The organism is Hymenobacter coalescens, from assembly GCF_054783195.1.
In genome coordinates this window covers 255,541-268,174 of sequence record NZ_BAAGRA010000019.1, presented here as the reverse complement: position 1 = coordinate 268,174, position 12,634 = coordinate 255,541, and the positions used below count along the sequence as shown (strand labels likewise).

Annotated in this window: 13 protein-coding genes; all 13 read left to right on the top strand. The window is 66.5% G+C overall.

The window, feature by feature from the left end:
* Positions 1–59 precede the first annotated feature (59 nt).
* The 13 genes from ACYVKQ_RS17615 (at position 60) to ACYVKQ_RS17555 (ending at position 12,618) form a co-directional block, all read left to right on the top strand.
* Positions 60–1,037, top strand: coding sequence for an EamA family transporter (locus tag ACYVKQ_RS17615; RefSeq protein WP_460676665.1), 978 nt, complete (start codon positions 60–62; stop codon positions 1,035–1,037).
* 283 nt (positions 1,038–1,320) lie between these two features.
* Positions 1,321–3,720, top strand: a complete 2,400-nt coding sequence (locus tag ACYVKQ_RS17610; RefSeq protein ID WP_460676664.1) for an outer membrane beta-barrel protein — start codon at positions 1,321–1,323, stop codon at positions 3,718–3,720.
* Between the two features lie 33 nt (positions 3,721–3,753).
* Positions 3,754–4,758 carry a sensor histidine kinase gene (locus ACYVKQ_RS17605; protein WP_460676663.1) on the top strand — a complete coding sequence of 335 codons (1,005 nt, stop codon included), beginning with the start codon at positions 3,754–3,756 and terminating at the stop codon, positions 4,756–4,758.
* 52 nt (positions 4,759–4,810) lie between these two features.
* Positions 4,811–5,602 carry a LytR/AlgR family response regulator transcription factor gene (locus ACYVKQ_RS17600; protein WP_460676662.1) on the top strand — a complete coding sequence of 264 codons (792 nt, stop codon included), beginning with the start codon at positions 4,811–4,813 and terminating at the stop codon, positions 5,600–5,602.
* 108 nt (positions 5,603–5,710) lie between these two features.
* On the top strand, positions 5,711–6,331 hold the full coding sequence (locus tag ACYVKQ_RS17595) for a helix-turn-helix transcriptional regulator (RefSeq protein WP_460676661.1): 621 nt from the start codon (positions 5,711–5,713) through the stop codon (positions 6,329–6,331).
* 139 nt (positions 6,332–6,470) lie between these two features.
* Entirely contained in the window at positions 6,471–6,635 is a 165-nt protein-coding gene (locus ACYVKQ_RS17590) for a hypothetical protein (RefSeq protein WP_460676660.1), read from the top strand.
* A 484-nt stretch (positions 6,636–7,119) separates the two neighbouring features.
* Positions 7,120–7,275 carry a hypothetical protein gene (locus tag ACYVKQ_RS17585; protein ID WP_460676659.1) on the top strand — a complete coding sequence of 52 codons (156 nt, stop codon included), beginning with the start codon at positions 7,120–7,122 and terminating at the stop codon, positions 7,273–7,275.
* Positions 7,276–7,365: 90 nt separating this feature from the next.
* Positions 7,366–7,527 (top strand): hypothetical protein, encoded by a 162-nt coding sequence (locus tag ACYVKQ_RS17580; RefSeq protein WP_460676658.1) that lies wholly within the window; start codon positions 7,366–7,368, stop codon positions 7,525–7,527.
* A gap of 124 nt (positions 7,528–7,651) precedes the next feature.
* Entirely contained in the window at positions 7,652–7,807 is a 156-nt protein-coding gene (locus ACYVKQ_RS17575) for a hypothetical protein (RefSeq protein ID WP_460676657.1), read from the top strand.
* 120 nt (positions 7,808–7,927) lie between these two features.
* Positions 7,928–9,208, top strand: a complete 1,281-nt coding sequence (locus ACYVKQ_RS17570) for a hypothetical protein (RefSeq protein WP_460676656.1) — start codon at positions 7,928–7,930, stop codon at positions 9,206–9,208.
* Positions 9,209–9,336: 128 nt separating this feature from the next.
* Positions 9,337–10,263, top strand: a complete 927-nt coding sequence (locus tag ACYVKQ_RS17565; RefSeq protein ID WP_460676655.1) for an ABC transporter ATP-binding protein — start codon at positions 9,337–9,339, stop codon at positions 10,261–10,263.
* Complete coding sequence (locus ACYVKQ_RS17560; RefSeq protein WP_460676654.1) at positions 10,260–11,078, top strand: ABC transporter permease; 819 nt, start codon at positions 10,260–10,262, stop codon at positions 11,076–11,078. Before ACYVKQ_RS17565 ends, ACYVKQ_RS17560 begins: the two co-directional genes overlap by 4 nt.
* Before the next feature lie 319 nt (positions 11,079–11,397).
* Positions 11,398–12,618, top strand: coding sequence for an arginase family protein (locus ACYVKQ_RS17555; protein WP_460676653.1), 1,221 nt, complete (start codon positions 11,398–11,400; stop codon positions 12,616–12,618).
* The last annotated feature ends 16 nt before the right edge of the window (positions 12,619–12,634 follow it).

Genomic DNA, 12,634 nt, shown 5'->3' with positions numbered 1-12,634 from the left:
AGGTTTGCGGCCCCGTAGAAGGCTGCATTGCCTTGTGCCGTCGTTTCGCGCTGTTGCTTATGCCTGCTTCTTCCGCTGCCGCCCGCCCCTCGCCCCTGCTCATCGGGGCGGCGCTGCTGGCCATTTACCTGATCTGGGGCTCCACGTACCTAGCCACCAAAACCGCGCTGGCCGCCTGGCCGCCCATGCTGCTCTCGGCCATGCGCTTCCTGGTGGCGGGCAGCGTGCAGTTTGCGGCCGTGCGCCTGAGCGGCGTGCCCGCCCCCAGCCGCCAGGACTGGGGCCGCGCGGCCGTGGTAGGCTTCTGCCTGCTGCTGTTCGGCAACGGCGGCACCACGTTTTCGCAGCAGTACATTCCCTCGGGCCAGGCCGCGCTGATGGTGGCCTCGGTACCGATGTTCCTGGCGGTGCTGGGCTGGCTGAGCGGCCTGGCCCCGCGCCCCACGGCGAAGGTGGTGGCGGGCCTGCTGCTGGGGCTGGCGGGCATGTACCTGCTGGCCAGTACCAACGGCGCCACGGCGGTGCTCAAGCCCGGCCATGCGTCCCTGGGCATTGCGGCCGTGCTGCTGGCTTCGTTTATGTGGTCGGTGGGCTCGTTGTTCTCGAAGCAGAAGCCGGTGGGCGGCTCGCCCTTCCTTGGGGTGGGCATGCAGATGCTCTGCGGCGGCACGTTTCTGCTGGTGGCCGGCCTGCTGCGCGGCGAGGCGCCGCAGTTTCACCTGAGCGGCGTGGGCGCCAAGCAGTGGGTAGCCCTGGCGTACCTGGTTACGTTCGGCTCGTGGCTGGCGTTTTCGGCCTACATCTGGCTGCTGCGCGTGACCGAGCCTGCCCTGGCCGGCACCTACGCCTTCGTCAACCCGATGGTGGCCGTGCTGCTGGGCTGGGCCTTCGGGGGCGAGGCGCTGAACGCGCAGATGAGCGGCGGCGCGGTGCTCATCGTGCTGGCGGTGATGCTGGTGGTGCTGGGCGGAAGGCGCACGGCCGCGCCGCAGCCCGCGCCGGCCGGCGACCGGGCCCTGGCCAGCGTGGAGGATTAAGCCCGAAAATCCCACGTGCCTTTCCCGGTTCCTTTGCGCCCGGTTTCCGAACTGTATCCGCGGTTCGGGGCCGGGCGCAGGTCGTAAAAACGCGGCTGGTCATGCCGCCGACGACGGGGCGGTCCGGCCCGCGGCACTGTGCTTAGGCCGCGGAAGGGCCCGAACTCAACCCCGATTCCCCCGTGTTCATCCGGTTTTTCCCCGACTTCACCAGTTTCTGCCGGGCTTCGGGGCCGGGTCTTCCTTGTTTTGGGCGTCTTCCGATTCTCTTCTCCCCGACGCCATGAAAACACTGCTTACTCTTTCCCTGGCCGCCGCCCCCTTGTTTCTCAGCCAGGCGCAGACGGCCGGCTCGGTAACCGGTCGCCTGCTCGACGAGCGGCAGCAGCCGCTGCCCTTCGCCACGGTGCTGCTGCAGGCCACGGCCGACACCAGCCGGGTACGCGTGGAGCTGTCGAAGGCCGATGGCAGCTACGGCTTTCAGGGCGTGGCCGCCGGGGAGTACCGCCTCGTGGTGAGCATGCTCGGTTACCAGGCCCACCGCTCGGCCCCGTTTGGCGTGGCCGACGGCGCGGTACAGCTGCCGCTGGTGCGCCTGGCCCCGGTGGCCCGGCAGCTGAAGGGCGTGGAAGTAGTGGGCCAGAAGCCGGTGCTGGAGATGCACAACGGCAAGATGATCATGAACGTGGCCAGCAGCCCCGCCGCGGCCGGTGCCTCGGCCATCGAGGTGCTGCAGCAGGTGCCGGGCGTGGCCGTGCTCAACAACCGCATCAGCCTGGCCGGGCGCGAGGGCGTGGTGATTCTGCTCGACGGGCGCACCACCCACTACACCGACGTGGTGAGCGTGCTCAAGGATTTCCCCAGCAGCAACATCGAACGCATCGAGGTGGTCACCCAGCCCGGCGCCGCCTACGACGCGGCCGGCTCGGCGGGCATCATCAACATCGTGCTGAAGAAAAACGCCGACATGGGCACCAACGGCAGCACCACGCTCACGGCCGGCTACGGCCGCTTCGCCAAGGGCGGCGCCGCCGTGGACGTAAACCACCGCACCCGCGCCGCCAACGTGTTTGGCAGCTACGGCTACAACTACCGCAAAACCTACGAGCAGCTCAACACCGACCGCGTGGTGGACGAGAACGGCCAGCGCGTGAGCTACGCCCAGCAGAGCTACCAGCCCCGCGCCTCGCACGTGAACACGGCCCGCGTGGGCGCCGATTTCACCCTCTCGCCCCGCCAGACCCTGGGCGTGCTGCTCAACGGCTACACCACGCGCACCGACGTCAACGCCGAAAACCGCATCGACGTGACGCAGGCCGGCGAGCTGGCGCGTACCACCACCCGCAACAACAGCCGCCGCCGCACCGACAGCTACGCCGGCAACCTCAACTACAAGCTGGCCCTCGACTCCTTGGGCCGCGAGCTGGTGCTCGACGCGGACTACTCGCGCTACAGCTCCGGCAACGACAGCCGCCTGACCAACGCCCTGGAAGCCAGCGACGGGCCCGCCCTGGAGCTGCTGCGCTTCGAGCAGCAAACCGACATCCGGCTGCGCTCCTTCAAGGCCGATTACCACCACCCGCTCGGGGCCAAAACCAAGCTCGACGCCGGCGCCAAAATCAGCGACGTGGACATCGACAGCCGCCTGGACTTTGCCCGCCTCGCCCAGAATGCGTGGCTGCCCGTGCCCGGCCGCTCCGACCACTTCCGCTACGAGGAGCGCATTTCGGCCGCCTACGTGAGCCTCGACAAGGCCGTGGCGGGCCTGCAGGTGCAGGCCGGCCTGCGCGCCGAGCACACCCACTCGGTGGCCCGCTCCCTGGCCCTCGACAGCACCGTGCGCCGCAGCTACCTGCAGCTGTTTCCGAGCCTCTCGGTGGAGAAGCCGCTGACCCAGAAACTCGGCGTGAACCTGAGCTACGGCCGCCGCATCGACCGCCCCAGCTACCAGGACCTGAACCCGAGCGTGGTGTACCTGGACCCCTACACCCAGCAGTACGGCAACCCCTTCCTGCGGCCGCAGTTCACCAACGCCTACAAGGCCGCCGTGACCTACCAGAAGCAGCCCGTGCTCCAACTGGCCTACAACCGCACCAACAACGCCATCAGCCTGGTGACGGCCCAGCGCGGCGACGTGCTGTACTCGACCACCACCAACCTGGGCCACCTCGACAACTACAGCGCCACGCTGAACTTCCCCCTCAGCCTGGGCAAGCGCGTGAGCGGCTTCGGGGGCACCAACGTGTTCTACAACCAGTACCGCAGCCAGTACCTCGGCGGCGAGTACCGCCGCGGCAAGCTCTCGACGATGGTGTACCTGCAAAGCAAGGTGCGCCTGCCCCAGGGCGTGCTGCTGGAGCTGTCGGGCTACTACCACTCGGCCGGCCTGAACGGGCTGATTGCCTTCCGCCCCTTCGGCTCGGCCACGGTGGGCCTGCAGAAGTCGTTCTGGAAAGACCAAGCCCAGCTGCGCCTCTCGGCCTCCGACGTGCTCTTCACCAACAAGCAGCGCGGCACGGTGCGCTACCAAGACATGAACATCCGCTTCTTCACCCAGAGCGAAACGCAGCAGGTGCGTGCCAGCTTCAGCTACAAGTTCGGCAACCAGCGCCTGCAGGCCGCCCGCAAGCGCGCCACCGGCCTGGATGAAGAGCGCGGCCGCGTGAAGTCCGACAAAGAGTAACTTACCAGCGCGGTGTGCCGCGCCCCGATGACGATGAAAACCTTTCTGACCCGTCCGCTCCGTTCCGACATCCTGGTGGTGGCCACCTACTGGCTGGTAGCCCTGCTGGTGATATTCCCCAGCTACGTGGTCGAATTCGGCTGGCTGCGGGCCGTGGTGGCCATGGGCTACAACATCGTGCTCGACACGGCGGCGGTGTACTTCATCGTGTTCGTGTTCCTGCCGCTGGTGATGGAGCAGCGCACCCGCCTGCTGGCCCTGCTGCTGATTCCGACCTTCCTGCTGCTGAGCGGCGGGCTCTACAAAGTCGGCTACGGGCTGATCCTGGGCGAAACCATCGTGTGGACGCCGGCGCAGTTCATCAGCAGCATCATCCGCCACGGGCAGAGCTACGGCGTGCTCGGCATCATGCTGGTGGGCAAGGGCTACTTCGACATGCAGCGCCGCCTGCTGCTGGCGCACAAGGCCCAGACGGAAAGCGAGCTGAAGAACCTGAAGGCGCAGATCGACCCGCACTTCCTCTTCAACAACCTCAACATCCTCTACGCGCTCATCCAGCAAGACAAGCAGATTGCCAGCCACTACCTCAGCTGCTTTTCGGCCCTGTACCGCTACCTGATCCGCCACAAGGACGACGACTTCGTGTCCTTGGCCGAGGAGCTCAAGTTCGTGGATGAGTACATCTACCTGCTCCACCACCGCTTCGGGCAGGCCTACAGCTTCCACAAGGTGATGCTCACCGAGGCCAGCCTGGACGGCCGCTTCGTGGTGCCGGCGACGCTGCAGATCCTGGTGGAAAACGCCATCAAGCACAACCGCGGCGACGAGGACAACCCGCTGGCCATCGTCATCAGCGTGGGCGACGAAACGGTGTCGGTGAGCAACCGCATCCGGCCCAAACTCACGCCGGTGGAGTCGACCGGCACCGGGCTGCTGAACCTGAAGGAGCGCTACAAAATCCTCTCGAACAAGGAAATGCAGATTTACAAGGACGGTTTCTTCGAAGTGCTGGTGCCCGTCATCAAGGAGTGGAACTAGCTTCGCTGCGCCGCTTCCCGCTTTCTTCCCGTCCCGCTTGCCCCCCGCTGCCATGAATGTTCTGATCATCGAAGACGAAGAGTGGTCGGCCCGCCAAACCACCCAGTTCCTGCGCGACTACGCCCCCGACGCGCAGGTGGTGGCCGTGCTCAAGAGCGTGGAAAAGGCCCTCGACTGGTTTCGGCAGAACCCGATGCCCGACCTGGTCTTCTCCGACATCGAGCTGCTCGACGGCAACGTGTTCACGCTCTACAGCCAGGTGCGCATCACCTGCCCCATCATCTTCATCACCGCCTACGACCAGTTTCTGCTGCAGGCCTTCCGCGTCAACGGCATTGCCTACCTGCTCAAGCCCTTCGACGGGGCGCAGTTCAAGATTACCCTGGACAAGTACGACGCCCTGCGCACGAGCTTTGCCCAGACCAGCGCCGCGGCCGCGCCGGCCGGCGGCCTGCACGAAAGCGTGGTGCAGGAGCTCAGCCGGGCCCTGCAGCACAACAACCGCTCCTACAAGCAGCGCTTCTCGGTGCGCATGCGCAACAGCCTCTACATCCTCTCCGTCGACGACGTGATGTTTCTGCAGGCCGACGAAGGGGTGGTGTTTGCCACCGACAAGCAGGCCATGCGCTACCCGCTCACGGGCACCCTCACCGAACTGGAACGCCAGCTCGACCCGGGGCGCTTCTTCCGCATCAACCGCTCCGAGCTGGTCAACATCCAGTTCGTCGAGAAAGTGGAGCCGTACTTCAACAACCGCCTCTCGGTGAAAATGAAGCACAGCGACACGGCCCTGGTGACCAGCACGGCCCAGACGCCCGAGTTCCGCAAGTGGCTGGAGGGCTAAGCCGCCCCGCCGCCCGCCTTCCCTCGTGTTTCCCGCGCCCCACCGGCGCCTCGGCTTACCTCGCCCCAATGCTTACGCTTTCACTGCTCTCTTCTCCCGCTTCGTGTCATGAAAAAAATCAGCACCGTTGCCGTCATTACTGATGATGAATTTTTCCGGGACGCCTCCACGTACTTTCTGGCCCAGCAAAACTATGCGGTGCTCGATATCGGTCAGGAGGAACACGAAATCCGCGCCCAGCTGCTGCACCAGCGCCCCGACCTGGTGATTCTGCGCACCGGCCGCGTCAGTGCCCAGGGAGCCTGCGCCCTGCAGTGCATCTACGAGCACAACCTGCCCACCAAGACCGTCGCCTACACCGACGCCGGCGAAGCACCCACCGCGCTGCACGCCTACCTCACCCGCGCCGATGGTCTGGAAGCGCTGCTGCGCTGCGTGGCCGTGCTCGAAGGCGGCCACGCCGCTTCCGCCGCCCCCGCCCACCCGGCTCCGGCCACCACCGCCCCCGATCCGCTGGCGGTGCTCAGCGCCCAGGAGCGCAAAGTGCTGGCCCTGATCGGCCGCGGCCTGAGCAGCGGCCAGATGGCCGAGCAGCTCTTCGTGAGCACCCACACTATAAAAAATCATAAAACCAACATCACCCGCAAGCTGGCCATGGCCAGCGGCCGCGACCTGCTGACCGTAGCCCTGGCGCTGCGCGACCATCCGGCCCTTTTATCCGCATTATAGGCTATAAAACAGCAAATTAGGAACAAATTCCTATTGCATTATCCGCCGAATTTTCGGTCCTTTAATTCAGAAATCAACGCCGGGGCGACGCCGAAAACCCCTAACCGAGTAGGCCCACCACCACCACCAAAATACCATTATGCAACACCTCGACGCCTCCTTCAGTACCGCTACCTCTACGGCCCAAGTCGACGCTGCCAGCAGCCTGTTCATCCTGGAACTGGAAGAACGCCTGGAATTCTCGACCGTCGAGGTAGCCGTGATTAAGTGCCTGGACCCGACGCAGACGCCGCCGGTTTGCTAAGGCCGGCGTAGCCCCCGGGCAGCGCCTGCTTTCCTGACTTTTCCTTGCCTCGGGCGTCGGTTTTCGACCCGGCCCGGCTCCGTGCGCCCTGCCGTGGCGCCTCCCTCGGCCTTCCGTCGCCGAGCGGGCCCGCCCGATCTTCCGGGCCCGCCCTTCGTTTCGACACCGGCTTTTCCCAGCGTCGGCCTGCCCATGGCCGGCGCTGCCCGGGGCGCCCACGCCCCTGCCCGCCGGCCCGTCCCGCATCGAAACCTCTTAAAAAAACACCATTATTTAATCAGCCTGACCGTTAGCCAGTGCTGGCGCCGCTTGCCCTTTAGTCAGCGCATTATCAACAATCAAATAAATTGATTATCAGCAATTTGAGAACATATTCCTATTGCGAGTCGCTGCTAAACCCCCCTCCTTTGCTTCAGAAACAAACACGGGCCACGCCGAAAACCCGCCAACCGAGTAGGCAATCCAAAATCACCAAAGTACCATTATGAACAACATCAACACCCCCGCCGAAACCGCAGTAGTAGCCAACCAGCCGGAGCTGACCGAAGGCCTGTTCGTCCTCGAGCTGGAGGAGCGCCTGGAGCTGGCCACGGCCGCCGCCGCCGCCGCCGCCTGCGACCGTTGCGACGTGGAGCTGTAAGCCCAGCCCACTTCCCTCACTGGCCCTCAAGGCCCGGGCGACGCTGAAAACCCGCAACCGAGTAGGCACCTTCTCTTCTTCCTTACCACTATGTACCCTGCACAAGACCAATCGGGCATCCAGTCCGAGTCGCTGCACCAGTCGGACCTGGCCGAAGGCCTGTTCGTTCTCGAACTCGAAGAGCGCCTGGAGCTGGCCACTGTAGCCGTAGAGGCGGCCGAGAGCTGCCGCCGCTGCGACGTGACCGACTAATTCGGCCGTTGCCTTCGCCACTGCTGGCCCGCTGCAACGGGCCGCTTCACCCGGGCCGCGCCGAAAACCCGTCAACCGAGTAGGCACCTCTCCCCATTTTCTTATCTCAACCATTCCAACCATCATGAACAACATCAACACCCCCGCCGAAACCGCAGTAGTAGCCAACCAGCCGGAGCTGACCGAAGGCCTGTTCGTCCTCGAGCTGGAGGAGCGCCTGGAGCTGGCCACCGCCGCTGCCGCCGCTGCTGCCTGCGAGCGTTGCGACGTGGAGCTGTAAGCCACCCCTTGGTTCCGGGTGGGCCGCCCCAGTGGCGGCCCGCCCGGACCAACCGGCTTGTCGGCGGCGGGCGCTGCCTGCGGCCTTTTTTATTTTCTACGCCTTCACTCCTGTCGTCCCATGACGCCTTCTTTTGCCGCTGCTCCCACCGAAGCGTACCCCGTGCTGGCCACGGCCGAGCTGCAACACACCCCCGACAACCGCTTTCTGCTGCTGGCTGCCGGCCGGGTATACCTGGTGGGCGAGCTGCTCTACGGCGTGATCGGGCGGCTGCAGCGCGGCGAGAGCCTGGCCGCCATCTGCGCCGACTACCGCCAGCGTGGCCCCGTGCCGCTGCAGGAAGCCGAGGTGGACCTGGTGCTGCGCAAGTACCTGGCCGTGCCGGCCGAGTTGCAGGTGAAGCGTACCAGCTACCTGCACACCAAGTTTGACCTGGTGGGCGAAACCACGCTGCTGCGCCTCTGCCAGCCGCTGCGCGGCCTGTTCCGCCCGCCGCTGATGGTGGGCCTGCTGCTGCTCACCGGGCTCCTGACGGCGGCCTTCGTGCATACCTGGGGCACGTTTGTGCTCCGGCTGGTGTCGCAGGAAACGCTCCTGTGCATCATCGGTGCCTACATCGGGCTGGTGCTCGGCATCTTCTGCCACGAGCTGGGCCACGCCTCGGCCGCCGCCCGCTTCGGGGTAGCGCCCAAGGCCATCGGCTTTGGCTTCTACCTGCTGTTTCCGGTGTTCTTCGCCGACGTAACCAACGTGTGGACGCTGGGCAAGCGGCCGCGCATCATGATTAACCTGGCGGGCGTGTACTTCCAGCTCCTGTTCTGCGTGCTCATGATCGGGGTGTTCTACCTCGTGCCGGCCCACCTCGGGCTGCTGCGCACGCTCGTGGGTACCATCATCAGCATGAACGTGTTCGTGGTGCTGTACTCGCTCAATCCCTTCCTGCGCAACGACGGCTACTGGGTGTACTCCGACTTCTTCGACGTGCCCAACCTGATGTCGCGCTCGGTGCTCTACCCCTGGCGCCTGCTGGGCCTGGTGGCGCCCGAAAACCGCGCCGTGCCCACCACCTTCTCGTTTCCCAAAGACCTGCCGCTGCTCACGTACTCGGTGGCCAACTACGGGCTGTTTTTCTACTTCCTGCGGCTGTTTTACGGCTACAGCACCTACACCCTCGTGCCCCGGCTCACCGCCCTGTTCGGCCACGCCGACTTCCCGCACAACCTGCTGACCTGGGACAACTCCTTTTTCCTGCTGAAAACCTTCGGCTTCTACGGCTTCATGCTCTACATGACCGTGTACTCCTTCTGGCGCAACTACCGCAACTACCGCCGCAAGCAGGCCCGCCTCACCGCCCTGGACGAGGAAGCCGCCGCGCCGGTCCCGGCCCTGGCCACGGCCTGAGCCGCTCCTACCGACTTTCCCGAACCGGGCCGCGCCCCTTGCCGGCCGCCCGCTGCTTCGCCCCTCGCTGTATCACCTTGTTTCACCTGCCGGCCGCGCTTTTGCGGCTGGCCCGGCCTCGCCTTGCCATGTCCGCCTCCGCTGATTTACTAATCGAGACCCGGCAACTTGCCTTCCAGTTTGGCCCCACCCGCATCCTGCGCGACGTAAGCCTGCAGGTGCCATCCGGCAGCATCTACGGCTTTCTGGGGCCGAACGGCGCCGGCAAAAGCACTACCCTGCGCCTGCTGTTGGGCCTGCTGCCCGCCCCGGCCGGCAGCGTGCGCCTCTTCGGCCACGACCTGGCCCGCCAGCGCGAAGCGGCCCTGAGCCGCGTCGGGGCCCTGATCGAAAGCCCCTCGCTGTACGACCACCTCAGCGGCCACGACAACCTGGAAGTGACGCGCCGCCTGCGCCGCCTGCCCCGCCACCGCACCGCCGAGGTGCTGGCGCTGGTGGGCCTCACGGCCGACGCCCACCGCCCGGCCCGCCAATACTCGCTGGGCATGCGCCAGCGCCTGGGCATCGCGCTGGCCCTGCTGCCCGACCCCGAGCTGCTCCTGCTCGACGAGCCCACCAACGGCCTCGACCCGAACGGCATCATTGAGCTGCGCGAGCTGCTGCTTACGCTGCAGCGGGCGCACGGCAAAACCATCCTGATTTCCAGTCACCTGCTCAGCGAGATTGAGCGCGTGGCCTCACACGTAGGCGTCATTCAGCAGGGCGAGCTGCGCTTCCAGGGCAGCCTGGCCGAGCTGCAGACCCGCCAGGCCGATCAGGCCCACATCGTCATCGAAACCCAGGACGCGGCCGCCTGCCGGCAGCTGCTGCCCGCCGAGCTGCACGACGCCCACGTGACGGGCAGCGGCACGCTGCGGCTGCCCTTCCGCTCGCCCGAGCGCGTGGCGGCGCTGGCCCGGCAGCTGGTGGCCGCCGGCCAGCCCCTGTACCAGATTGCCTGCCGCCAGCCCAGCCTGGAAGAAACCTTTTTGCACCTGACCACCGCCCGCGCATGAACGCCCGCCCCCTCTCCTTCGCCCCCACTTCCTGGCCGGGTCAGCTGCTCGGCACGCTGGCGGCGGAAGTTCTGAAACTACGCGGCACGGCTGCGCTGCGCCTCGCGCTGGGGCTGGCCGTGGTGCCGGTGCTCATCATCTTTCTGGTGTTTTTCTTCCGCGGCGCCACGCTGCTGGAAGCCGGCCAAAGCCCCTGGGTGCCCTACCTGCACAACGCCTGGCGCACCGAGGCCACCCTGCTGCTGCCGCTGTTTGTGGTGCTGCTCACCAGCCTGGTGGTGCACGTGGAGCACCGCGCCGCCGCCTGGAAGCACGTGCTGACGCAGCCCGTGCCGCGCCGCACGCTGTTCGTGGGCAAGCTGCTGGTGCTGCTCGGGCTGAGCCTGCTGGCGCAGGCCCTGCACGCGGGGCTGCTGCTGCTCACGGGCTGGCTGCTGGGCCTGCTGCGGCCCGAGCTGGGCTTTCAGCTGCACGCGGCCCCGCTGGCCGCGGTGGGCACGGCGCTGCTGCGCATTTACGCCGGCACGGCGGGCATCCTGGCGGTGCAGTACGTGGTGAGCCTCGCGTGGCGCTCCTTCGTGGTGCCCGTGGCCGTGGGGCTGGCCGGCACGGTGCTGGCCCTCACGGTGCTGCGCATCGCCCACGCCGACTTGCTGCCCTACGGGGCGCCGCTGCTCACCTGGCGCACCTTCGCGGCCGACGGCCCGGCCCTGCTGGTGCCCGCCGCGCTGGCCCCGCACGAGTGGATCAGCCTGGCGTGGCTGGCGCTGGTGCTGCTGGCCGGACCCGCCTGGGTGCGCCGCCGCCTGGGGTGATGGTTGTGAGTTGTCAGGTGTTGGTTGTCGGTAGGGCTGGTGCCGCGTGAGGGAAATCAGCTGATGTCAAATTCGTCCGGCTCCCCCTCGCTTTTGGGGAGGGGCGTGCCCCGAGGGGCCCGTAAGGTCCCGACAACTGACAACCAACAACCCACACCCGTCACCCATCCGCTCAGGGCTGATTTCGCCCGATTAAACCCGTTTTTCCCTGAATTCAACAGAAACCGCCGGGTCCGGGGCGCCGGGTCGTCCATCTTCGGAGCACCTGCCAGCCTTGTGCCCGCCGCCGGCTTTTTTCTCCCCGATTTTCTGCGCTGCTATGAGTACTACCCTGAAAACCTCCCGTTGCCTCGACTTCCAGCCCCAGCCCAACGGCCGGGTGGAAATCACCCACCGGCTCATCGGCAAGAAGTACGTGGTGGCCCGCGACGTGTACCAGCTGCTGGACTCGCTGCGGCAGCCGCGCCTGCGCGAGGAAGCCATCGACGCGATGAGCCTGCGCTACCGCCGCGAGGAAGTGCTGACCACCTTTGCCTTCCTGGAGCAGCACCGCATGCTGGTGCCCCCGGAGGCCGATGAAACCTTCGTGGTGCATCCGGTGAAAAACCCGCTGTTTGGGCTGGCTGCCTACGAGCCCACCGCGCCCGCCGCGGAATCGTTGGTGGTGTTCTGCGGCATTCCGTACGGCGGCGGCAACGCCGACGACAACAACTGCCGCCACTTTCCGCTGCACCTGCGCCACCAGCTGGGCCGGCAGCACGCCACGCTCACCAAGCAGATCGATGCCATCGACTTCCGCTTCCTGAGCGCCGACACCGACTTCGAGCGCCTGCGCCGCGGCCTGGAGACGGGCCGCTACCGCGACTGGGGCGACCTGTACGTGGGCCCCGGCGAAAGCCGCGACACGGTGCACCGGCGCATTGCGCAGGCGGCGCGGCAGCTGCTGGGCCGCGGCCACGTGCCCTTCTTCCTCGGCGGCGACCATTCCATTTCCTGGCCGCTCATCCTGGCCTGCAGCGAGCAGTTTCCCGCCTTCCAGGTGCTGCACTTCGATGCCCACATCGACGCTTACCAAACCAACGAGTCAGCGGCGTTTCACGACCCGGCCTCGGCCCCGCACCACGGCAACTTCATGACGCGCTGCCTGCAGCTCGACGGGCTGCGGCGCGTGTCGCAGCTGGGCATCCGCGGGCTGGTGAACACGCGCCCCCACAAGCACCCCAAGCAGCACATCTTCTGGGCCGATGAGCTGCCCGGCCTGCTGGCCGACTCGACGGCCGCCGTGCTGGAGCCCGGCCTGCCGGTGTACCTCACCTTCGACATCGACTTCCTGGACCCGCAGGTGGCGCCGGGCACCGCCACGCCGGTGGTGGGCGGCCTCTCCTACCCCCAAACCTGCGCCCTGCTGCAGCGCCTGCTCGGCGACGCGCGGGTGGTCGGCCTCGATTTCGTGGAAGTCAACCCGCAGCGCGACCCCTCCGGCATTACCCTGCAGGTGGCCGCCAACCTGCTGCTGAACCTGCTCAATTTCGTTCGTTAACGCCTTCCCAGCCCTT

What these genes read in the sequence shown, in the direction of transcription:
- ACYVKQ_RS17570 (WP_460676656.1), top strand. Translation starts at nt 7,928, where the DNA reads ATGACGCCTTCTTTTGCCGCTGCTCCCACCGAAGCGTACCCCGTGCTG.
- ACYVKQ_RS17565 (WP_460676655.1), top strand. Translation starts at nt 9,337, where the DNA reads ATGTCCGCCTCCGCTGATTTACTAATCGAGACCCGGCAACTTGCCTTC.
- ACYVKQ_RS17560 (WP_460676654.1), top strand. Translation starts at nt 10,260, where the DNA reads ATGAACGCCCGCCCCCTCTCCTTCGCCCCCACTTCCTGGCCGGGTCAG.
- ACYVKQ_RS17580 (WP_460676658.1), top strand. Translation starts at nt 7,366, where the DNA reads ATGTACCCTGCACAAGACCAATCGGGCATCCAGTCCGAGTCGCTGCAC.
- ACYVKQ_RS17590 (WP_460676660.1), top strand. Translation starts at nt 6,471, where the DNA reads ATGCAACACCTCGACGCCTCCTTCAGTACCGCTACCTCTACGGCCCAA.
- ACYVKQ_RS17555 (WP_460676653.1), top strand. Translation starts at nt 11,398, where the DNA reads ATGAGTACTACCCTGAAAACCTCCCGTTGCCTCGACTTCCAGCCCCAG.
- ACYVKQ_RS17610 (WP_460676664.1), top strand. Translation starts at nt 1,321, where the DNA reads ATGAAAACACTGCTTACTCTTTCCCTGGCCGCCGCCCCCTTGTTTCTC.
- ACYVKQ_RS17585 (WP_460676659.1), top strand. Translation starts at nt 7,120, where the DNA reads ATGAACAACATCAACACCCCCGCCGAAACCGCAGTAGTAGCCAACCAG.
- ACYVKQ_RS17615 (WP_460676665.1), top strand. Translation starts at nt 60, where the DNA reads ATGCCTGCTTCTTCCGCTGCCGCCCGCCCCTCGCCCCTGCTCATCGGG.
- ACYVKQ_RS17575 (WP_460676657.1), top strand. Translation starts at nt 7,652, where the DNA reads ATGAACAACATCAACACCCCCGCCGAAACCGCAGTAGTAGCCAACCAG.
- ACYVKQ_RS17605 (WP_460676663.1), top strand. Translation starts at nt 3,754, where the DNA reads ATGAAAACCTTTCTGACCCGTCCGCTCCGTTCCGACATCCTGGTGGTG.
- ACYVKQ_RS17600 (WP_460676662.1), top strand. Translation starts at nt 4,811, where the DNA reads ATGAATGTTCTGATCATCGAAGACGAAGAGTGGTCGGCCCGCCAAACC.
- ACYVKQ_RS17595 (WP_460676661.1), top strand. Translation starts at nt 5,711, where the DNA reads ATGAAAAAAATCAGCACCGTTGCCGTCATTACTGATGATGAATTTTTC.